Genomic DNA, 20,119 nt, shown 5'->3' on the forward strand with positions numbered 1-20,119 from the left:
TCGCAGCAGGGGTCAGATCCGCCCCTGATAGCGCAGGGGGAAGCGGCCCTGACTGTCGGGCTGGCCGAGGAAGGGGAGCCCTTGCTGCATCTGCTCTGGCAGGGCCGGGCCCGGTTTCAGTCTGCCCTGGAACAGGTATTGGCCATTGGGTTGCAGCTCGAGGCGCCCCATGGTCTGCACCGCATCGGAGCCCTGCTTGAGTTCGGCCACCAGTTTGGAGTCGAGGCAAGTGAGCTTCAGTTCAGGATCGGCCAGATCCAGCTTGCCCGCCGGGGTATCGGCACTGGCGTTGTACCAGTCGAGGTTGCCGTAGAGGTTGTCACACCAGGGGTTGCCCTGGGCAAACTGCTCCACTTTGAGCTGCAGCTGGCCGCTGACGGTGAACGGGATCGGCAGGCGCATCGGCACCCGGCTCATCAACCAGGGGGCGGGGGCGTTGAGGGTCAGATCCCGGCCGAAGGCGGCACCATTCCAGCCGACAACGCCCTGACCATTGAGCCCGTTGCGATCGCCAAAGCGTATGGCCACTTCGGGGGCGAAGCGCAGCAGCGACCAGCCGTTGAGATCCCAGCGCAGCTGGTTCACCGATTCGCTGGCATATTGCAGTCGGGCAATCTGGCCACTCCAGAGGGTGCCGCTCACCCCTTCCAGTTTCAGCAGGTTGGCAACGTTGGCAGGCAGCGGCAGATGGCGAGCCACCAGTGCCGCGGGCAGGGTGGCCAGCAGGAAGAGCAGATAGGCTGCCAGAAACAGGCTGGCAATCAGGATGTTTTTTTTCATTGTGGACGACTCAACTGCAAACGTCTGACCTTGACCAGACCCGGGGCCAGATCCTCGCGGGCGATCTCGATGATTTGAACCTGAATGCCGTGCTGCTCCACCAGAGTGGAGAGCCAGAGCAGCAAGTCATCGAACTGGACCGTGTCGATCCACACTTGCAGCTCCTGCGCCTGGGGTTGCAGCCGGGCAATCTTGATCTTGTGGTTGAAGGCGGTGCGGTTGACCACCCCTTCAAGGGTGCCGCTGGTATCGATCTGGCGACCCGATCCACCCTGCATGGCCAGCACCTCTTCACCCTTCTCCTTGAGCCAGGCGAGGGTCTGCTGCTGGTTCTGCACCTGCCGCTCCCGCTCCGCGATGCGGTTGGCGATGGGCTGCCAGACGCTCCAGTAGAAGAGACCGACCAGCAGCAGAACGCCGCCTGCGACCACCAGCCGCTGTTCCCGTGCGGTGATGCCGTGCCACCAGCTCTGCAATTTTTCCATCATGATGATTTACCCTTGAGCACCAGTGCGCCCTCTACCTTGCCCTCGGTGCTGCGCACCTCGCCTTGCTGTACCTCGAATTGCTTGCCAGCCAGCTCACGGAACCGCTCGATCTCGGCAAAGCCGGGAGCGGTCACCTGCAGCCTCAGCTCGCGGCGACTGGCATCAAAGCGCATCACCTGCGGCTTGAGGCCGGGGACTTCGGCAAAGGTGGGGGCCAGCTCGGTGAGCATCAGCAGCACGCCGTTTTGCGGGGCTTGTCCCATCTGTTGCAGATGCTGGTTCATCTGGCTGCGCACGTTCACGATGCGGCTCTCACCCGGGAAGATGCGGGTATAGACGGCGCGGATCTCCGCTTTCAGCGCCTTGTCCTGCTCGGTGAGCTGATAGAGTTGCACGCCGCGCTGGCCGAGGGCCACCAGCAGCAACAGGCCGGCGGTGATGGCTACCTTGCGCCACTGCAACCAGTAGCGGGCATATTCGGTCTGTGGCCGGTAGGGGCCGGTCAGCAGGTTGGCCCGGCAGGTGAGGGCCCCCTTGGCCAGCAGCAGCATGGGCAGCTCGGGCTCCGCCACCTGCCAGTTGGCGGCGGCAATGGCGGGCACCGGGGTGTGGCTGTGAATGGTGACCGGCTCGGCTTCGGTTGCCAGCAAGATGGCCAGCAGCGGTTCGTCGGCGACGATCCCCTGACAGGGGCCCTGGCGTACCAGCCACTCATTGCCGAGTTGCAGCGCAGACCAGCCATCCGCGGCCTGTGGCAGCGCCAGCACATCGGGCAGCAGTTGCAGGCTCTTGAGGCCTGCGGCATCAAGCCAGCCGAGCCACTCGGCCATCTTCTGCCGATCCACAGCCATCAGGTCGACCTGTTGACCTTCATGAGCCAGCACCACCAGATGGAGCTCGTCCACGTCGGAGGCGATCTGCTCCTCCAGCAGGTAGGGGAGGGCCGCTGCCGACTGGCGGTTGTAGCGACCCGGCAGGGTGACGCGCCGGAAGATCAGATCGCTGCCCGGCACCAGGGTGACTACGGGGCGGCCACCGGCCCGCTCCTGCAGCTCGCCCAGGGCATCGGCCGAAGGCAGGGTGCCGGAGGCGATGATCTCCTGCTCCTGACCGGACCAGACCAGCCAGGCCACGGGTTGTTGTTTATTGGTCCCCAGTCGGATGACCAGACTTTCGCTCACGCATCTCTCTCCTGCGATACCGGTTTGCAAAGGGCGTTGTGCGCCCTGGCAATCGGTGCGCAGCCCGCAGGCTGCATCCAACATCTCTCGTACCCGCAGGCGATGGCCTGCAGGTGCGCTGTTTATTCGGCGCCGCTACTGAGGCGGCGCAGCATCACCAGTTTATTGTCCTTGCCCCGCTGGAACAGGGTTTCGAGCCAGGCCCGGTTGTCGCCGACCTCGGCCACGACTCGGGCTTCGAAGAAGTCGCTCTTGACCACCAGCGCCTCTTTCAGCCCTTTCACCGCATCGACCGGAGCGAGCATGTCTGTCATCAGCGTGCTCTCTTTCCACCCCTTCTGTGGCCGCTCGTTCAGTACTCGCTTGGCGTCATCCAGCCCGATAGTGCCCAGATAGAGGGCAACCAGCAGCTCGGGGCGCTGGGGGGCAAGGGTATTGATATTGATCTTCAACTTGTCGTTGGGCAGGGTGCAGACATAGGGAGCCAGTTTGGCATAGACCCTGGCCGTCACTCCGCGCACCGCCCGCAGCTCATCCTTGCCCAGCATCCACTGATTGGCGGTCAGGTAGGGTGGCTTGAGCCCCTCGTAATAGGCGTCCTCTGCGCCAAGGCTGGAGACCAGCACAGTATCCTTGTCAGTCCAGTCACGGATGGCATCGGTGAGCTGGGCCGCCTCGTAATCATCCATCGCCAGCTGCTTGAGCAGTTCGCGAAACACCTGCACCGGATAGGGCTGCTGCGCCAGCTCCTCGCCGCTTCCCGCCTTGGCGGCCACGCTCAGGCTGTTGAGGTTGAAGCAGGATTGCAGGTCGGTCACCTCGCCCTTGAGCTGGCCATCGTCCACCGGAAACACAGTGTTCTTGCGGGCCCAGTTCTGGCTGAGGTTGACCACCTCGGGATTGTCCTTGAAATCCTGCGTCAGCACCTTGCTCACCAGCGCTTCCGCCGAGAGGGCATACCACCACGCCTGTTTGCCTGTGGTGATGTTGGCGGTGCGGCGCAGCTCAAGCTGCAGGCGGCCGCTCATATTGCTGGCAATGATCACCATCACCGAGAGGATCAGCAGCACCACCAGCAGCGCCATGCCGCGCTGGCGACCGGGAGCGGCGAGATTAGCCCGCATTGGCGCCCCCTCCGTTCTGGCTGTCACCATTACCGCCATTGGTATTGCCGTTGCCGCCGTTGCCGCCGTTGTTCCCGTTGTTGTTGTTGTTGCCACCTTGGTCGGGGTTGCTGCTCTGGCTGTTCTCTTCGGCGCGCTGGCCACCGGCACCAATCAGGAACTGGCGGCGAATGGTGCCGTAATCTTCCAGATCCAGCTCCACTGCCAGCCCGTGGGGCAGCACGCTGCGCTGGGTCCACTCCTCTTTCCAGTTGCCCTTGTCGAAGAAGTAGAGGCGAAACGCCGTGACTCCCGCCAGCACCGGCTGGATGCGTGGCTCGGTGCCGATCACCGGATCCGGATAGAGGTAGCTCAGGCGCTCCAGCTTCTGATCCTTGAGGCGCCAACCGACCCGTTGCAGATGGGAGCGGGGCAGCATGCCGTCCGGGTTGAGCCAGCCACTGCGCATAAAGGCCATGCCCCAGTCATCGCTCTGCTGGCCGAACCGGGAAGCCGCCAGTAGCACCTTGTTGTTCTCCCCCTCGATGCGACCGCTGCGCGGCACCATCTGGGTGATGTCTCGCTCCAGCAGGGTGAAGGCGAGCTGCAATTCGTTGAGGCGGGCCTCCTTGCGCTTGGCTACCTCGTCGCTGGTGAGCACCCCCTGCAGCACCTGATAGGCGCCCATGCTGAGAGTAGCGAAGATGGCGATCGCCACCAGCATTTCGAGCAGGGTAAAACCGGCATGGCGGACGGGGCGAGGCGTGCGGGCGGATAGCTGGGTCATCGGCTGATATAGGTCCGCATCATGGCGACCGGGTTCTCGGCCTTGGCCTCGGTACGCACTTCCATATCGAGCGCCCGGAAGTTGTTGTCGGCGGTGGCAACGCCGCGATAGCGCCAGTACCAGGTGCTGCCCGCCATCTGCTCATCCCCTTCCACCCAGCTGTCGCCGGGCCACTTGTTCTCGAGCTTCTGTTGCACCAGCTGGTTCTCTACCACCCAGGTGGCGAGTGTCTTCTGCTCCAGATAGTTGAGGGCAGAGAGGTGTTCGCTGGCGGTTTTCATTACCGCGAGACCCGCGATGGCAAAGACTGCCAGCGCCACCATGACTTCGAGTAGTGTCATCCCGCGGGCGTTCATTCGCTCACCTCTTCATCTTCATCGCCGGTGAGCAGGGTGAGGCGGCCGAACTCGTCCCCTTTGACGATGCGGGTGTAGCGGGCATCGTCATCCTGCTGGGTGAAGGTGAGCACGAACGGGCTCAGCTCGCCGCCCGGGAAGATCAGTAGCTGCGGCGTGCGCTCCTTCTCGTCGCGCTTCTGTTCAGTTTTCTCGTCGGAGTCCGGCTGCCAGCCAAAGCCTTCCAGCTCCAGCGCCAGCGTCATGTTCTCGGCCAGTTGCACCGGCCCCAGCTGCTTGTCGCCAGTCAGGGCCAGCCACTTGCGATCTTTGGCCTGACGCTGCATAAACTGCCAGCCGTTATCCTCGATGCGAATGCCTACCAGCCGACCATCCATCACCGCATACTCCTGCGCCAGCTGCAGCGTCGCCATCAGGCGACGCGCCTGCTTGTCCAGCTCCCGATCTCCTCTGGCGCCTCCCATGCTGAGAGTGACGGCGGTGGCTACCAGCCCCATCAGCATGACGACCAGCAACACTTCCAGCAGAGTAAAGCCGGATTGGCGATGAAAGGAGAGAGATCGTTTCATGCAGTCAGCTCACAAGGAGTGCGGTGGCGACATATCACTTATTGGAAATCCTTCAGGTTCCAGTTGCCGATGTCGTCATCGGTACCGGCTTCACCATCCAGACCCATGGAGAAGATGTCGATCTTGCCGAACTGGCCCGGGCTCAGCAGCTGGTAAGGGTTGCCCCAGGGATCTTGCGGCAGGCGCTTGATGTAGCCGCCATCGCGGTAGCTGCGCGGCGCCGGATCGATGGAGGGCTTGGTCACCAGCGCGTCCAGACCCTGTTCGGTGGTCGGGTAGCGGTTGTTGTCCAGCTTGTACATGTCGAGGGCGTTTTCCAGCGCCACGATATCGGAGACCGCTTTCTGCTGGTCAGCCTTCTCCTTGTTGCCCATCAGGTTGGGCACCACCAGACTGGCCAGAATGCCGAGGATCACGATGACCACCATGACTTCCAGCAGGGTAAAACCGGATTGACGACGTTTGTTCATGAGTTGCTCCGTAACGAATGAGATGGGATGGCCCATCAGAGAGTGATCACTGGGTGGGTTCGACGGGCCGCCAGCGGCGCCACCGAACGCCGGAAACTTACATATTCACCATATTGTTGAGCTCGAGGATCGGCTGCAGGATCGACATCACGATAAACAGCACCACCCCGGCCATGGAGACCACCAGCATGGGTTCGAACACCCCGAGGGCGATATTGACCTGGGATTCAAACTCCCGATCCTGGTTGTCTGCCGCCCGCTCCAGCATGCTGTCGAGCTCGCCGCTCTGCTCGCCGGAGGCGATCATGTGCAGCATCATGGGCGGGAAAATCTTGGTCTCGGTCAGCGACTTGCGCAGACTGGTCCCCTCGCGCACCCGTTCGGCGGCCTCAAGAATGCGCATTCTGGCAAAGTCGTTGGAGAGCACTTCGCCGGAGATCTTCATCCCCTCCAGCAGCGGCACCGCACTGGCGTTGAGGATGCTTAACGTGCGGGCGAAGCGGGCGGTGTTGAGACCGCGACTGACCCGGCCAATCACCGGCAGGCCGAGCAGCACCTGATGCCAGCGTCTTCGGCGCTTTTCATCGGTGAGCCACCAGCGCCAGACAAAGCTGCCAAGGAAGATCAGCAGCAGGAACCAGAGGCCGTAGGCCTGCATCAGTTCGCTGGTGCCGATGAGAAAACGGGTGGTGCCCGGCAGTTGCTGACCCATGTGTTCAAACTGGGCCACCACCTTGGGCACCACGGCGGTGAGCAGGATCGAGATAACCCCGATAGCGACACAGGTGAGCACGATGGGGTAGATCATCGCCTGCAGCAGCTTGGTGCGCATATGCTGGCGCTGCTCGGTGTAGTCGGCGAGGCGGTTGAGCACCTTCTCCAGATGGCCCGATTTTTCACCGGCCGCCACCATGGAGCGAAACAGCTGGTCGAACACATGGGGAAAAGCCCCCAGCGAGTCGGCCAGCGAATAGCCTTCCACCACCTTGCTGCGCACAGTGGCCACCAGAGAGCGCAAGTGGGCCTTTTCGCACTGCTCGGCTACCGCTTTGAGCGCCTCTTCGATGGTGAGACCGGCCCCCACCAAGGTGGCCAGCTGGCGAGTGATCAGAGCCAGCTCGGCAGTGCTGGCACCGCGCCGAAACAGGGCGAAGCGGGTTGCTTCCCGTTTCGCCTTCTCGGTGGTCTCGTTCACCTCGAGGGGGGTGAGCCCCTGTTCGCGCAGCAGCTGGCGTACCTGACGGGCCGAGTCGCCCTCCATCACGCCGCTCTTGCTGCGCCCCTTGTTGTCGAGGGCCTTGTATTCGAATGCCGCCATCTCAATCTTCCCGGGTCACGCGCAGCACCTCTTCGAGGCTGGTCTGCCCCTTGAGCACCTTGTCGATGCCATCACGGCGGATGCTGGGGGTGTGGCCGCGGATCAGTCGCTCGATGGCGAGCTCGCCGCTGGCACTGTGAATGGCTTCACGCACTGCTTCGTCGATCACCACCAGCTCGTGAATGCCGGTCCGGCCACGGTAGCCGGTGTGGTTGCACAGCTCGCACCCGACCGGACGCCACACCTGCTGATCGGGGGCCAGCTCGATGCCCATGGCGAGGCGCTCCTGCTCGGTGATGGGGCGCGGGGCACGGCAATCGGGGCAGAGGGTGCGCACCAGCCGCTGGGCCAGTACCGCCAGCAAGGAGGAGGAGAGCAGGAAGGGCTCGATACCCATGTCCCGCATCCGGGTGATGGCGCCGATGGCGGTGTTGGTGTGCAGGGTCGACATCACCAGGTGACCGGTCAGCGACGCCTGCACCGCAATCTGGGCGGTCTCGAGGTCACGAATTTCCCCCACCATCACCACATCCGGATCCTGGCGCAGAATGGCGCGCAGGCCGCGGGCGAAGGTCATGTCCACCTTGGTGTTGACCTGGGTCTGGCCCACCCCTTCGAGGTCGTATTCGATAGGGTCTTCCACCGTCAGGATGTTGCGATCCCGCGAGTTGATTTCTGACAGTGCCGCATAGAGGGTGGTGGATTTACCGGAACCGGTCGGGCCGGTGACCAGAATAATGCCGTGGGGCTTGCGAATAAGCTCGCTGATGATGGTGCGGTTGGCCGCGGTCATCCCCAACTGCTTGAGCTCGAGGCGCACGTTGTTCTTGTCGAGCAGACGCAATACCACCCGCTCGCCGTAGCTGGACGGCATGGTGGAGACCCGCACGTCGACGGCGCGACCGCCGATACGCAACGAGATACGGCCATCCTGCGGTACCCGCTTCTCGGCGATATCCATTCGCGACATCACCTTGATCCGCGAGACCAGCAGTGATGCCAGCTTGCGATGGGGGCGCAGGATCTCCCGCAGTACCCCATCGATACGAAAACGGATCACCAGTGCCCGCTCGAAGGTCTCGATATGGATATCGGAGGCCTCCTCCTTGATCGCCTCGCTCAACATGGCGTTGATGAGGCGAATGATGGGGGCGTCGTCATCGGCATCCAGCAGGTCTTCGCTCTGGGGCAGCTCTTCGGCCAGGGCAAAGAAGTCCATCTCGTTGCCGAGATCTTCCATCAGCTGGCGTGCCTCGGAGGAGTCGCGCTGGTAGTGGGCCATCAGCAGCTCTTCGAAGGCCTCGTTGTCGAGCTGCTCCACCGCGAAGCTGCAACCCGCGACCCGCCGCACTTCCAGCAGGGCCTGCGGGGTGACGCCAGGGCGGCACTGCAGCACGGGGGCGCCGTCCCGCTCAATCAGGATCACCCCGAAATTGCGGGCAAAGACAAAGGGGAGCTCGGGCAGTGGCGCAGGCCCGACGCTTCCATCCAGATGGTAGGCACTCATCAGGGCTTACTCTGCACAAACGGGGTGGTGGTCTCGACAGTGTTCTGCTGTCTGCTCCGCATCTCGTTGATCTGCTTCTGGATCTCTTTTTGCAGCTCGGGCGACACCATCACATCCTGGCCATAGGCAGGCAATACCTGACGGGCGGGGGAGGTGAGATACCCCTCCTGCGAGGCGGCATTGAGCTGCTCGGCGCGGAACAGGGAGTACTTGTTGCTGGAGACTCCGGTATAGACGTCCGCATCACGCAAGATGGTTGGCCGGATAAAGACCATCAGGTTGCGCTTGGAGGTGGTGTTGGAGGTGGAGCGGAACAGATAGCCCAGCACCGGAATATCGCCCAGCAAGGGCACCTTGGAGACCTGCTCCTTGGTCTGTTCGTCCATCAAACCGCCCAGCACCACGGTTTCGCCGCTTTTGACCAGCACCGCGTTCTTGACGGTACGGGTATCGAAAGTGGGGCCAAGGTTGGCAGTACCGGTCGCCTGGGTCTGGGCGACGCTGGAGACCTCCTGCTCGATATTGAGCAGCACCGAGTCCCCCTCGTTGATCTGCGGGGTCACCACCAGCTTGGTGCCCACCGTCTTGCGCTCGATGGTGTTGAACACCTGATCGCTGGTGGTGGAGCTTTGCGAACCGCTCTGGACCGGGACCTCCTGACCGACGTTGAAAGAGGCCTCCTTGTTGTCCATGGTGACGATACTCGGGGTGGAGAGAATATCGTTCTTGGTATTGGAGGCCAGCGCCGTGGCCAGCATGGCCCAGTCGCCGTGATAGAAACCGGCGGCCATGCCGTTGAACTCTTTCAGCAGACCGGCAGCGGTGTCGGTCTTGCCATTCTGGTAATCCTTGCCCGCCGCAATGGCGCTGCCGAGAGGCAGACCTGAGTTGGTGAACTGGGTGCCACCGCCGTTGGCATTGCCCCACTGGACGCCAAGGGTGAGGCCATCGCCATCCTGCATCTCGACGATGATCGCCTCCACCAGCACCTGGGCGCGGCGGATATCGAGCTTGGCCACCACCTGCTCCAGTTCGGACATCACGTCCGGCTGGGCGGTGATGACCAGCGCATTGGTGGTCTCGTCAGCGGAGATGGCCAGCTTGCCACCGCCGATGCTGGCGCCACCTGTGGTTGCGCCGCCGCCCTTCTTGTCGGCCTCGATGCTGGAGCTGACGCCCTTGAGCACCTCGACCATGTCTTTGGCCTTGCCATATTTGAGGTAGAAGACCCGGGTGTTGCCCTGGCTCTGCAGGTCGCGGTCGAGCTGGCGCACCATCTGGATGATGCGGGCGCGCGCTTTCGGCTCACCACTCACCACCACAGAGTTGGTGCGCTCGTCGGCCACCACCTTGGGGGAGAGCAGCAGGGAAGCGGTGCCGCCCTGGGGGTTGCCATCCTTGTTGAGGTTGGTTACCAGCCGCACCATTTCACCCGCCGAGGCAAACTTGAGCTTGATGATGTCCACATCCTGATCGCCTGCGCGGTCGACCCGGTTCACCACCTCCACCAGACGGTTGACCACGGCGGCGCGGCCGGTGATCAGCAGCACATTGGAGGGCTCGTAGTGCACCACGTTGCCACCGCCGGCGTTGTCGTTGAGCTGGCGCAGCAGTGGCGCCAGTTCACGGACCGAGACGTTGCGCACCGGCACTACTCTAGTCACCATCTCGTCGCCCATGCCCGGGTTGCTGCCATCCACCACCGGAATGGCGGAGGTCTTGGCATCCCGCGAGCGCAGCACCTTGAGCACTCCGTTGTCCATCGGCACCACGGCAAAGCCGTAGACGTCGAGCACGCTCAGGAAGAACTGGTAGTACTGCTCCTCATTGAGCAGGTCGTAGCTGCGCACGTTGATCTTGCCGCGCACCGAGGGCTCTATGATGATGGTTTTATTGAGGTTCTTGCCCACCGTATTGATGAACTCTTCAATGTCGGCGTTCTTGAAACTGGCAGAGTATTCGGTGGCCCAGGCTGAGCCCGCCATCATCAGTGCCGCTGCGATAGTGGCCAGACGCCAGCTTTTCCCTTTAGTGGTCATTATTGGTACGACTCCAAATCATTATTCTGACAAGCGCACATAGATGTCGAACTGTTCGCCCTGTCGCTCGACGGTCACTGTCATTTCCGTTGCGCCAGCCATCTGCTGCATCGCCTGCATGGCTTGCATGTTGTCCCGTAAATCCAGCCCGTTGATGCTGATGGCCAGGTCATTGGCCTGCAGCCCGCTCTGGTTGAAAAACTCAGGATTGCTGCCCGGGTTGAGGCGATAGCCGGTCATGCGGCCATCCACCTGAACCGGTGAAATATTGAGGTAATCGGTGATCTTGCCCGGATCGGCCATCAGCTCGCTGCGCAGGGAGCCAAGGGGGGCGGCGTTGGTCTGCGGCAGCGGCTTGCCATACTCCTCGCCATCCAGCATCAGGGTCTCGTCGCGGCCATCCCGCTCGATGATCACCCGATCCGGATAGACCTGCCGGATCCGCGCCTGGGTGCCGTCAATCATGTCACCGACCCCGTAGGAGTTCTGGATGCCGGACATGGCGATGATGGCGATGGATTTGGCGGGATCCGAGCTGGCCAGCACTCCGTTGAGCTGGGCATTGAGCTGGGTACGCGGCGCATTGGCGGCCACGGCGGCTTTGGCCTGCGCCTTGGGGATCGCCTTGCCAAACAGCGCCAGTCGGCTCACCTCACCCAGTTCAAGGCGCGGGTTGCTCTGGCCGCTGACCGCCACGGCGGAGGGTTGCCACGGTTGGCTGGTTTGCGGACTTGCCAGGGTGAGCAGACGCCAGGTGAGGGCGGCGCTCTGCTGGGCCAGCATGATCAACAGCGCCAGAAAGGCCACCTGGGTGACTCTGGTCATGGGAAGCCGCCGGCACTGGGCCAGCAGCATGGTCAAGATGTCATCCCTGAATCGTAGCGTCATATTAATCAACAAATTCCAGGCTCTGGGGCGGCTGCGTATTGTGTACGGCGGAGTGCTGTGACACAACGGGTCCGGGCGCGCCAAACCGTAAAAATGGATATTTCATCACATCGTAAACCTTTGAATGCTCACAAAAGTGGCACTCAGGTGAGGTGCATCCTGCTTGCCAGCGAACATCAGGGTACGGTGCGTACTCATCCTCGCCAATCCTGCAGCGCCTTGAGGGTCACGCTCTGTCCGGCGACCTGCAGCACTATGTATTGCTGGTCGATGGTAGCGAGCACGACCCCCGGGGCGATTTCGCTCCCTTCCCGGTATTCCCGGCCATTGAGCACCACGGCCCGCTTGGCGGGGTTGGAGGAGAACACATGAGAGCCGTAGCGCAGCTGCGGCACCTGCTGGCGCACCGATTGGGGTGCCGAGCCCAGCGCCATCAACTGGGCCGGTTGCACGTTGTTCTGGCCGGTGGCGTGTGGCGCCTCCTGCAATGGGGTTTCATTGAGGGCTTTCATCAGCTGCTCGGCCAGACTCAGCGTGGGGGTATTCCCCTGACTTACCCCCTCGTTTTTGGCCACTGCTCTGGGTTGTACCACCGGCTCCGGCAGGGGCGGGGGTAGCGGACGGGTCACCATCGCCTTGGGTTCGACCCGCACGAAGGGCGGAGTGATCACCTCTTTCACCTCCACCTTCTCCTCGATGGGGCGCAGGTGGATCAGATGCCAGCCATAGTTGGCACCTGCCCCCAGCAACAGGGCCAAGGGAGCCAGCAGCCAGCCGATGCGGCGTGGGCTGCGCTCCTCTTCCCGGGGCATGGGCAAGCCCATGGCCGGAATATGGGCGGAGAGTTGCGGTTGCTGCGCACGGCGCAGCGCCTTGAGCAGGGTAGACATCAGGAGGCCTCCTCCAGTCTGGGCATGGGTTCACCGGAGAGGGCGTTGAGACGCAGCAGGGTGTTGCTGCCCGCGATGCCATCAGGGGTGAGCCCCTGATCCCGCTGGAACTGCTGCAGCTTGTTTTTGAGCTCGCCATCGAAGCGGCGCACCTTGCGTTCGGGTTGTTGCAACGCACGGCTGAGGGCATTGTCGAGCCACTGGATCTGGGTCTGACCGGCATTGCTGGCGATCAGGCTGACGCCCCCTTTCGGCATACGCCAGAGCAGGGTGTAGCTGCCGCCCCAGTTGTCGCTGAGCCACTGGCGATCCACCTGCCAGCTCTGGTCACCTATCATCAGGCTGGCCTTGTTCGGCCCCAGATTGACCAGGGTCGCGTAGTAGAGGCCGCCAGTCTGGTCAGTGAGCGTGATCATGGCGGGATACTGCAGGGCGCGCAGCTCGTCGAGGCTTGCCTCTCCCTCCTGACAGCGCAGACCGGCACGGGGGGCGTTATCGCAGGTTGCTTCGAACGGTTCCGGTTCATAACCCCAGACCCGATAGAGATTCTGCATGGCGCTGTCGGGGTCGATGGCCTGATTGATTGCCTCGGTCAGCTGCTCCTGCTGCTCGGCGGTCTCGTCGATGGTGACCGGCACCTCGACCTTGACTACCGGACGGGTGGGGAACACGCCGAAAAATTGCCAGCCCCACCAGCCTGCTGCCACCAGCAGGGCGCCCGCCAGCGTCACCATCAGACCGGAGGCCCAGCTTCCTTCGTCCCGAACACCATTGACCTCGAAGGCGGCCTGGCTGATATCGCTGTGGACAATCTTGTAGCTGCCACGGGCGAAAGCGGCGATCAGGGCGCGGTCGCAGATGAGGTTGATGAAACGGGGGATGCCGCCACTCAGGCGATGAAGCGTCTTGATGGCGCGCGGGGTGAAGATGGGTTGTACGCAGCCTGCAACTTGTAGCCGGAAGCGGACGTAGGCATCCACATCGCTATGTGAGAGCGGCAGCAGGTGATAGCGGGCGGTAATGCGCTGGGCCAGCTGACGCAGCAGGGGTTGGCGCAGCATCTGTTGCAGCTCGGGCTGACCGATCAGCACCACCTGCAGCAGTTTTCGTTCGTCGGTTTCGAGGTTGGTGAGCAGACGCAGCTGCTCCAGTACGCCGGGCAGCAGGTGCTGCGCCTCATCCACCAGTACCACGCTGCGCTTGCCTGCCGCCAGGTTGGCCAGCAGGTGATCGCGAATAAGGTCGAACAGCCGCTTGATCCCGGCATCCTCGGGATAGGGGAGTTGAAACTCGTCGCAGATGGCGGCCAGCAGATCCCGTTCGGTCAGCGAGGGGTTGAGGATATAGGCGATCTCGGTCTCGGCGGGCAGCTGTTGCAGCAGGCAGCGGGAGACGGTGGTTTTGCCGGTGCCCACTTCGCCGGTCAGCAGCACAAAGCCGCCGCCATCCTGCAATCCATAGTTGAGATGAGCAAGGGCTTCGCCGTGGCGCTCGCTCATATAGAGGTACTTGGGATTGGGCGAGATGGAAAACGGGTGTTCCGAGAGGCCGAAGAACTGTGTGTACATGAGGGTATTCTTTTGTAGCCGGCGACAGATGAAAAATGTCTCCGGATGATAGCAAACCTCGCTTTCATTGGAAGCCATCATTGGCGCCGGAGGGCAAATTGCGGTCTTTTCCTGCCATCTTGTGATCCCGGTTGCGTCATTGGCACAAGTCCGGATCACAAAATGACAAAAAATAGCTGTAAATAAAGGGAAATATCAATATGGGCGCGGCGTGGCAAAGGCCGTCAGCATGGCGCTGAATCGGCGATAACCAGACCTGTTTGTGTACAATTTATGACGCCTGTTGCTCTGTCAGCCATCAGGGCAAGCTGGTCGGAATGTACTTGCTCAGTGGTGATCCTGAAACTGCGCGGCAATATCTCTGAACTGCGCTTCACAGGCGAGAAACGCCGCGACAATGCCGGGATCAAAATGGCTGCCGCTCCCCTTCACGATGATCTCCTTCGCGTCCTCATGGCTGAAAGCAGGTTTGTAGACCCGTTTCGAGATGAGGGCATCGTAGACATCCGCTACCGCCATCAAACGCCCGGAGAGGGGAATGTCCTCACCCGCCAGCCCAGCCGGATAGCCGCTGCCATCCCACTTTTCGTGGTGGGTGAGGGAGATCTCCCGGGCCAGCCGCAAGAAGGAGTTGGAGCCCAGCTGCGCCTCGGCACTCGCCAGCGCATCGGCGCCGATCTGCGGGTGGCGCTTCATGATGGCGAACTCCTCGTCGGTCAGCTTGCCCGGTTTGAGCAGGATGGCATCGGGAATGCCCACCTTGCCCACATCGTGCAGCGGGGCCGACTTGAACAGCAGGTCGATGGTGGCGTCATCGAGCGGATAGCGATCCCAATCGCTGCGACTGAGGTATTGCGCCAGCGCCTTCACATAGTGCTGGGTGCGGATGATATGGGCGCCGGTCTCGTTGTCACGGGTCTCTGCCAGCGAGGCGAGGCCGAGGATGGCCACGTCGCGGGTCAGGTTGAGCTCGTCGCTGCGGGATTTCAGCTCACCGATCATCTGATTGGTGCTGGCGGCGATAAGGCCGAACTCGTCATCCCGGGTGACCGGCACCCGGGCGTCGAAGTCACCACACTGTACTCTGGCCATTGTGCTGGTCTGCTGGCGCAGGGATAGGCCGAGATTGCGACCATAACCGTGAATAATGAGGGCGAGATAACAGAAGGTCACCGTCATTACGAAGGCGATCTCCCACAGGATGTAGTGCTGGGCATCGACCCTCGGCAGGCTGCGCTCCACCGTCACCAGCCACTCCAGATCCTTGTTGAACAGCAAGAAGAAGACACCCCCCAGCAGGGTGAGGGTCGCCAGGGTAAAGAGGGTGAACTTGCGTGGCATCGGCATGGCCAGCGGGTGGCTCAGTGCCAGGCTCTGCTCGGCTTGCCGTGTTCTGGCCCGATTCCAATCCCGCTCCAGGGTCAGATCGGCCGCCACCAGAAAGCCGAGGGTGGTCATCCCCAGCAGCACCTTGAGGTGACTCTCCAGCGGGAAGTCGTGGGTCAGGGCGTTGTAGCCCGAGAGCAGCAGTGCTCCCAGCAGGTAGAAACCCACCTCCAGTCCAAACCCGTCCAGCCCGTTGCGCGCCAAGGGCCGCCTTGAAAGCAGCCAATTGCGCACGGCGAACATGATGGCGAACGTCACCAGGGTCGGCCCCAGCAACTGGGGCAGGGTGAGACTCTCGAGAAACGGGCAAACCTGCCAGCCATAGAGACAAAATAGTGACAGGGTTACCCCGTAGTGCAGGGCGCAGCGCCCCGTGATCCTCTGCATATTCCCACCCATGTTGCTGGTTATTGTTATGTCGGCGGGAGGCCCGCCATTACAGGCGCCGCAGCAGCAGGCTACCGATGGAGTAGCCAGCGCCAAAGGAGCACAGTACGCCGCGAGCCCCCGCAGGAAGGTCGCGATTGTACAGATGAAACGCGATGATGGAACCCGCCGAGCTGGTATTACCATAGCTATCAAGAATGACCGGCGCCTCCTGCTGGCTGGCATCGTGGCCCAGCAGCTTGCGACCGATGAACTGGTTCATGGTGAGGTTGGCCTGATGGAGCCAGAGCCGGTTCAGGCTCTCGGCGGGCCAGCCCTGCTCATCGAGCTGGTTGGCAATCTGGTCGCACACCAGCGGTAACACCTCCTTGAACACCTTGCGCCCCTGCTGGCGAAACAGCTTGTCGTCACTGTAGCGGGTACGCGGGCTCAGCCGGTTCAGAAAGCCGAAGTTGTTGCGGATGTTGTTGGAGTACTGGGTCACCAGCTTGCTGGCTACCAGCTGCCACGGATTGGCCACCTTGCAATCGGCCTCCCGCTCCAGCAGCACCGCGGTGCAGGCATCGCCGAAGATAAAGTGACTGTCTCTGTCCCGGAAATTGAGGTGTCCCGAGCAGATCTCCGGATTGACTACCAGCGCCAGTTTGGCGGTGCCTGCCGCCAGCATATCGGCGGCTGTCTTGATGCCGAAGGTGGCAGACGAGCAGGCCACGTTCATGTCAAAGGCCATGCCGCTCGCCCCCAGATAATGCTGCAGCTCGATGGCCAGTGCCGGATAGGGGCGCGGCATGTTGGAGGCGGCGACGATCACCAGATCGATCTCGCCGGGCTCGCGGCCGGCGGCGATCAGTGCCTGCTCGGCGGCGGCCACCGCCATCTCCACCATGATGGAGGGCATCTCATCGGGTCGCTCCGCCAGCAGCGGTTGCATGATATCGGGATTGAGTACTCCCTCGCGGCTCACCAGATAACGGCTCTTGATGCCGGATGCCTTCTCGATGAACTCGCAGCTGGAGTGCTGCTTGGCGGGGATCTGGCCGGCATCGATGGCGGAGGCGTTCTCCTCGTTGTAGAGATCCACATACTGGTTGAAGGCGGCCACCAGCTCTTCATTGCTGACGGCAAAGGGTGGGGTATAGAGGCCTGAGCCACTGATCACGATAGAGGTCATCTTTGCTCCTCGCCGGGTGCGTTCCCGGCTTGTCGGTTTATAGGGTAGAGAGGGTTACAGCTGGTCGATCGCCGCAGCGAGACCCGCCAGGGTCAGCGGATGCATCCGTCCGCCAACCACGTCATTCATCAGTTTGATGGAGGGGTGCCAGAGCCACTCCCGCCGCGGGGTGGGATTGATCCACACCAGTTTGGGAAAGTGCTGCTGCAAGCGGGTAAGCCACACCTGACCCGACTCCTCGTTCCACTGCTCGACACTGCCGCCCGGCCAGGTGATCTCGTAGGGGCCCATGGTGGCATCCCCCACTAGGATCACCCGGTAGTCGCTGCCGTAGGTGCGCAGCAGCCGCAGGGTATCGAACCGCTCCTCAAAGCGGCGGGCGTTATCCTTCCAGACGAAGTCGTAGAGACAGTTGTGAAAATAGAAGTACTCCAGATGCTTGAACTCGTGGCGCAGGGCGGAGAAGAGGCGCTGCACCTCGGCCACGTGGGCATCCATGGAGCCCCCCACATCGAAAAAAACCAACAGCTTGACCCCGTTGTGGCGCTCGGGCCGCAGCTTCACATCGAGCCAGCCCTGGCGGGCAGAACTTTTTATGGTGTCGTCGAGATCCAGCTCGTCGGGATTGCCTTTGCGCACCCAGCGTCTGAGCTTGCGCAGCGCGAGCTGAATGGCACGCTGGCCGAGCGGTGAGTCCTCGCTGAAGTTGCGATAATGACGGGCCTCCCACACCTTGGCCGCCTTACCGTGCAGCCCCTCTCCACCCATGCGCACCCCCTCGGGGTGAAAACCGCCATGGCCAAACGGGCTGCTGCCGCCAGTCCCTACCCACTTGTTGCCACCGGCGTGGCGCTCTTTCTGCTCGCTTAACCGCTGGTTGAGGGTCTCCAGCAGCTTGTCGAGTCCGCCGAGGGATTTGAGCAACGCCTTCTCCTCTGGGCTCAGCAGTCGCTCGAACTCCTTGCGCAGCCACTCCTCGGGCAGGCTTTCCGGCAGCAGGGGGATGGCTTCCAGCCCCTCGTAGTATTCGGCGAAGGCGCGATCGAAGCGATCGTAGTGGGCCTCGTCTTTTACCAGCAGGCAGCGGGAGAGCTGGTAGAACTCGTCCATATCGACAGCGACCAGCCGGGCGGCCAGTGCGGCGTGCAAGTCCAGCAACTCGCGCAGGCTGCAGGGGAGCTTGTGGCGGCGCAGGTGGGTAAAAAAGTCGATCAGCATAAATTAGTTGCCGCGCCGGGCCAGAAAGGCGAGCTTCTCGAAGAGATGCAGATCCTGCTCGGTCTTGAGCAGGGCGCCATATAACGCGGGCACCAGCTTGCCTGGCTCGCGGGCGCGCATCGCCTCGGGGGCGATATCGTCGGCCAAGAGCAGGCGGATCCAGTCCAGCAGCTCCGAGGTGGAGGGTTTCTTGCGCAGCCCCTCTACCTCGCGCAGCTCGAAGAAGAGGTCCATTGCCTCGCCAAGCAGGCTCTCCTTGAGGTCGGGGTAGTGGAGTTTGACGATGGCCTGCATCTCGGCCTTGTCGGGGAAGCGGATGTAGTGGAAGAAACAGCGGCGCAGGAAGGCGTCCGGCAGCTCTTTTTCGTTGTTGGAGGTGATGATGACCACCGGCCGCTGGCGCGCCCTGACTCGCTCACCGGTCTCATAAACGTCGAACTCCATCCGATCCAGCTCCAGCAGCAGATCGTTGGGGAATTCGATGTCGGCTTTGTCGATCTCGTCGATCAGCAGCACTGGCCGCTGCTCGGCGCTGAAGGCCTGCCACAACTTGCCTTTACGAATGTAGTGGCTGATATCGGCCACTCTGGGGTCGCCGAGCTGGGAGTCCCGCAGCCGGGCCACCGCATCATATTCGTAGAGTCCCTGTTGAGCCTTGGTGGTGGACTTGATATGCCAAGCAATGAGGTCGGTGCCGAGATGGTCGGCGACCGCTTCCGCCAGCACCGTCTTGCCGGTGCCCGGCTCCCCCTTGATCAGCAGCGGTTTCTCGAGGGTGATGGCGGCATTGACCGCCATCTTCAATGCATCGGAGGCGAGATACTGGCTGCTTCCTGAAAATCCCATAACGTCGGTTCCTTTGACGATTGGCTCCCGGAGTCAGGGGCCAGAGAGAATAAGCTCTATATGTTGTAATACCATATGGTTATAACGAATAGTCACTTCTCATTCAGAAACCACAGGGTAATCTTGTTTCATCGTCGTAACAAACACAGGGATAGCACCATGAGCAAAATTTTTGAGGACAATAGCCAGACTATCGGTCACACCCCGCTGGTTCGTCTCAACCGTGTTACCAAAGGCCGCGTGCTGGCCAAGATCGAGAGCCGCAACCCCAGCTTCAGCGTCAAGTGCCGCATCGGTGCCAACCTGATCTGGGATGCCGAGAAGCGCGGTATCCTGACCAAGGGTAAGGAGATCATCGAGCCCACCAGCGGCAACACGGGTATTGCTCTGGCCTTTGTCGCGGCCGCTCGCGGCTATCCCATCACTCTGACCATGCCGGCCACCATGAGCCTGGAGCGCCGCAAGTTGCTCAAGGCGCTCGGTGCCAATCTGGTGCTGACCGAAGGGCCGCTCGGCATGAAGGGGGCCATTGCCAAGGCCAACGAGATCCTCGAGTCCGAGCCGGGTAAGTATGTGTTGCTGCAACAGTTTGAAAACCCGGCCAACCCGGAGATCCACGAAAAGACCACCGGCCCCGAGATTTGGGATGCCACTGACGGCGAAGTGGATGTGTTCGTGGCCGGGGTCGGTACCGGCGGCACCATTACCGGTGTCTCCCGCTACCTGAAGAAGACCCAGGGCAAGGCGGTGGTCTCTGTCGCGGTCGAACCGGCCGAGTCGCCGGTCATCAGCCAGAAGCTGGCCGGGGAAGAGATCAAACCGGGCCCCCACAAGATCCAGGGGATCGGCGCCGGCTTTATCCCGGGTAACCTGGACCTCTCCCTCATCGATCGGGTGGAGAAGGTGACCAGTGACGAAGCCATCGAGATGGCCCGTCGCCTGATGGAGGAGGAGGGGATCCTGGCCGGTATCAGCTCCGGTGCTGCGGTGGTGGCTGCCAGCCGTCTGGCCGAGCTGCCGGAATTTGCGGGCAAAACCATAGTGGTCATCCTGCCGAGCGCGGCGGAGCGTTACCTCTCCAGCGCCCTGTTTGCCGGGGTGTTCAGCGAGCAGGAGCTGCAGCAGTAACTGATCGGAATCTTTCAAAACAGCGGCGCTCCCAGGAGC

Annotated in this window: 18 protein-coding genes and 1 pseudogene; 1 reads left to right on the top strand and 18 read right to left on the bottom strand. The window is 62.1% G+C overall.

What is annotated here, in order from left to right; all coding sequences use genetic code 11:
• Positions 1 to 12 precede the first annotated feature (12 nt).
• The 18 genes and pseudogenes from exeN to AB5Y67_RS15015 all read right to left on the bottom strand — a co-directional run bounded on the left by exeN (position 13) and on the right by AB5Y67_RS15015 (position 18,952).
• Positions 13 to 780, bottom strand: coding sequence for a GspN family type II secretion system protein ExeN (gene exeN, locus AB5Y67_RS14930; RefSeq protein ID WP_199416011.1), 768 nt, complete (start codon positions 778 to 780; stop codon positions 13 to 15).
• Complete coding sequence (gene exeM, locus AB5Y67_RS14935) at positions 777 to 1,268, bottom strand: GspM family type II secretion system protein ExeM (protein WP_005338305.1); 492 nt, start codon at positions 1,266 to 1,268, stop codon at positions 777 to 779. Before exeM ends, exeN begins: the two co-directional genes overlap by 4 nt.
• A complete protein-coding gene (gene exeL / locus AB5Y67_RS14940; protein WP_199416010.1) occupies positions 1,265 to 2,449 on the bottom strand; it encodes a GspL family type II secretion system protein ExeL in 1,185 nt (394 codons plus the stop codon). Before exeL ends, exeM begins: the two co-directional genes overlap by 4 nt.
• 122 nt (positions 2,450 to 2,571) lie before the next feature.
• Positions 2,572 to 3,573, bottom strand: a complete 1,002-nt coding sequence (gene exeK, locus AB5Y67_RS14945) for a GspK family T2SS minor pseudopilin variant ExeK (RefSeq protein ID WP_199416009.1) — start codon at positions 3,571 to 3,573, stop codon at positions 2,572 to 2,574.
• A 118-nt stretch (positions 3,574 to 3,691) separates the two neighbouring features.
• Positions 3,692 to 4,339, bottom strand: a pseudogene (gene gspJ, locus AB5Y67_RS14950) (type II secretion system minor pseudopilin GspJ); the annotation flags it as partial.
• Complete coding sequence (gene exeI, locus AB5Y67_RS14955) at positions 4,336 to 4,695, bottom strand: GspI family T2SS minor pseudopilin variant ExeI (protein ID WP_005338301.1); 360 nt, start codon at positions 4,693 to 4,695, stop codon at positions 4,336 to 4,338. The gene exeI and the pseudogene gspJ, both read right to left, overlap by 4 nt.
• Positions 4,692 to 5,264: a GspH family T2SS minor pseudopilin variant ExeH gene (gene exeH / locus AB5Y67_RS14960; protein WP_199416007.1), complete on the bottom strand. Its 573-nt coding sequence runs from the start codon at positions 5,262 to 5,264 to the stop codon at positions 4,692 to 4,694. Before exeH ends, exeI begins: the two co-directional genes overlap by 4 nt.
• Before the next feature lie 38 nt (positions 5,265 to 5,302).
• On the bottom strand, positions 5,303 to 5,734 hold the full coding sequence (gene exeG, locus AB5Y67_RS14965; RefSeq protein WP_005338297.1) for a GspG family T2SS major pseudopilin variant ExeG: 432 nt from the start codon (positions 5,732 to 5,734) through the stop codon (positions 5,303 to 5,305).
• Positions 5,735 to 5,831: 97 nt separating this feature from the next.
• Positions 5,832 to 7,052 (bottom strand): GspF family T2SS innner membrane protein variant ExeF, encoded by a 1,221-nt coding sequence (gene exeF / locus AB5Y67_RS14970; protein WP_005338296.1) that lies wholly within the window; start codon positions 7,050 to 7,052, stop codon positions 5,832 to 5,834.
• Between the two features lies 1 nt (position 7,053).
• Entirely contained in the window at positions 7,054 to 8,559 is a 1,506-nt protein-coding gene (gene exeE, locus AB5Y67_RS14975) for a GspE family T2SS ATPase variant ExeE (RefSeq protein ID WP_005338295.1), read from the bottom strand.
• Positions 8,559 to 10,598, bottom strand: a complete 2,040-nt coding sequence (exeD, locus tag AB5Y67_RS14980) for a GspD family T2SS secretin variant ExeD (protein ID WP_005338294.1) — start codon at positions 10,596 to 10,598, stop codon at positions 8,559 to 8,561. The genes exeE and exeD overlap by 1 nt, the downstream gene beginning before the upstream one ends.
• Positions 10,599 to 10,619: 21 nt before the next feature.
• The gene (exeC, locus tag AB5Y67_RS14985) at positions 10,620 to 11,453 is read right to left on the bottom strand and encodes a GspC family type II secretion system variant ExeC (RefSeq protein WP_100647307.1); all 834 of its coding nucleotides are present in this window, start codon (positions 11,451 to 11,453) and stop codon (positions 10,620 to 10,622) included.
• Between the two features lie 227 nt (positions 11,454 to 11,680).
• The gene (gene exeB, locus AB5Y67_RS14990; RefSeq protein ID WP_199416006.1) at positions 11,681 to 12,376 is read right to left on the bottom strand and encodes a GspB family T2SS assembly factor variant ExeB; all 696 of its coding nucleotides are present in this window, start codon (positions 12,374 to 12,376) and stop codon (positions 11,681 to 11,683) included.
• On the bottom strand, positions 12,376 to 13,944 hold the full coding sequence (locus AB5Y67_RS14995) for an ExeA family protein (RefSeq protein WP_040065846.1): 1,569 nt from the start codon (positions 13,942 to 13,944) through the stop codon (positions 12,376 to 12,378). The genes exeB and AB5Y67_RS14995 overlap by 1 nt, the downstream gene beginning before the upstream one ends.
• A gap of 327 nt (positions 13,945 to 14,271) precedes the next feature.
• A complete protein-coding gene (locus tag AB5Y67_RS15000; RefSeq protein ID WP_199416005.1) occupies positions 14,272 to 15,717 on the bottom strand; it encodes an HD domain-containing phosphohydrolase in 1,446 nt (481 codons plus the stop codon).
• Between the two features lie 49 nt (positions 15,718 to 15,766).
• Positions 15,767 to 16,888 (bottom strand): beta-ketoacyl-ACP synthase III, encoded by a 1,122-nt coding sequence (locus tag AB5Y67_RS15005; protein WP_199416004.1) that lies wholly within the window; start codon positions 16,886 to 16,888, stop codon positions 15,767 to 15,769.
• 54 nt (positions 16,889 to 16,942) lie between these two features.
• Positions 16,943 to 18,106, bottom strand: a complete 1,164-nt coding sequence (locus tag AB5Y67_RS15010; protein ID WP_199416003.1) for a VWA domain-containing protein — start codon at positions 18,104 to 18,106, stop codon at positions 16,943 to 16,945.
• 3 nt (positions 18,107 to 18,109) lie between these two features.
• Positions 18,110 to 18,952, bottom strand: a complete 843-nt coding sequence (locus AB5Y67_RS15015; protein WP_199416002.1) for a MoxR family ATPase — start codon at positions 18,950 to 18,952, stop codon at positions 18,110 to 18,112.
• A gap of 159 nt (positions 18,953 to 19,111) precedes the next feature.
• Between AB5Y67_RS15015 and cysK the strand changes: the two genes are divergently transcribed.
• Complete coding sequence (gene cysK, locus AB5Y67_RS15020) at positions 19,112 to 20,080, top strand: cysteine synthase A (RefSeq protein ID WP_047440293.1); 969 nt, start codon at positions 19,112 to 19,114, stop codon at positions 20,078 to 20,080.
• Positions 20,081 to 20,119 lie beyond the last annotated feature (39 nt).

It is taken from the genome of Aeromonas sp. s12 (genome assembly GCF_040907925.1).
GTDB classification, from domain to species: domain Bacteria; phylum Pseudomonadota; class Gammaproteobacteria; order Enterobacterales; family Aeromonadaceae; genus Aeromonas; species Aeromonas veronii.

Excerpts from the sequence above, each read along its gene's own strand:
- exeN (WP_199416011.1), bottom strand. The coding sequence starts at position 780 with ATGAAAAAAAACATCCTGATTGCCAGCCTGTTTCTGGCAGCCTATCTG.
- exeM (WP_005338305.1), bottom strand. The coding sequence starts at position 1,268 with ATGATGGAAAAATTGCAGAGCTGGTGGCACGGCATCACCGCACGGGAA.
- exeK (WP_199416009.1), bottom strand. The coding sequence starts at position 3,573 with ATGCGGGCTAATCTCGCCGCTCCCGGTCGCCAGCGCGGCATGGCGCTG.
- exeI (WP_005338301.1), bottom strand. The coding sequence starts at position 4,695 with ATGAACGCCCGCGGGATGACACTACTCGAAGTCATGGTGGCGCTGGCA.
- exeH (WP_199416007.1), bottom strand. The coding sequence starts at position 5,264 with ATGAAACGATCTCTCTCCTTTCATCGCCAATCCGGCTTTACTCTGCTG.
- exeG (WP_005338297.1), bottom strand. The coding sequence starts at position 5,734 with ATGAACAAACGTCGTCAATCCGGTTTTACCCTGCTGGAAGTCATGGTG.
- exeF (WP_005338296.1), bottom strand. The coding sequence starts at position 7,052 with ATGGCGGCATTCGAATACAAGGCCCTCGACAACAAGGGGCGCAGCAAG.
- exeE (WP_005338295.1), bottom strand. The coding sequence starts at position 8,559 with ATGAGTGCCTACCATCTGGATGGAAGCGTCGGGCCTGCGCCACTGCCC.
- exeD (WP_005338294.1), bottom strand. The coding sequence starts at position 10,598 with ATGACCACTAAAGGGAAAAGCTGGCGTCTGGCCACTATCGCAGCGGCA.
- exeC (WP_100647307.1), bottom strand. The coding sequence starts at position 11,453 with ATGCTGCTGGCCCAGTGCCGGCGGCTTCCCATGACCAGAGTCACCCAG.
- exeB (WP_199416006.1), bottom strand. The coding sequence starts at position 12,376 with ATGTCTACCCTGCTCAAGGCGCTGCGCCGTGCGCAGCAACCGCAACTC.
- AB5Y67_RS14995 (WP_040065846.1), bottom strand. The coding sequence starts at position 13,944 with ATGTACACACAGTTCTTCGGCCTCTCGGAACACCCGTTTTCCATCTCG.
- AB5Y67_RS15000 (WP_199416005.1), bottom strand. The coding sequence starts at position 15,717 with ATGCAGAGGATCACGGGGCGCTGCGCCCTGCACTACGGGGTAACCCTG.
- AB5Y67_RS15005 (WP_199416004.1), bottom strand. The coding sequence starts at position 16,888 with ATGACCTCTATCGTGATCAGTGGCTCAGGCCTCTATACCCCACCCTTT.
- AB5Y67_RS15010 (WP_199416003.1), bottom strand. The coding sequence starts at position 18,106 with ATGCTGATCGACTTTTTTACCCACCTGCGCCGCCACAAGCTCCCCTGC.
- AB5Y67_RS15015 (WP_199416002.1), bottom strand. The coding sequence starts at position 18,952 with ATGGGATTTTCAGGAAGCAGCCAGTATCTCGCCTCCGATGCATTGAAG.
- cysK (WP_047440293.1), top strand. The coding sequence starts at position 19,112 with ATGAGCAAAATTTTTGAGGACAATAGCCAGACTATCGGTCACACCCCG.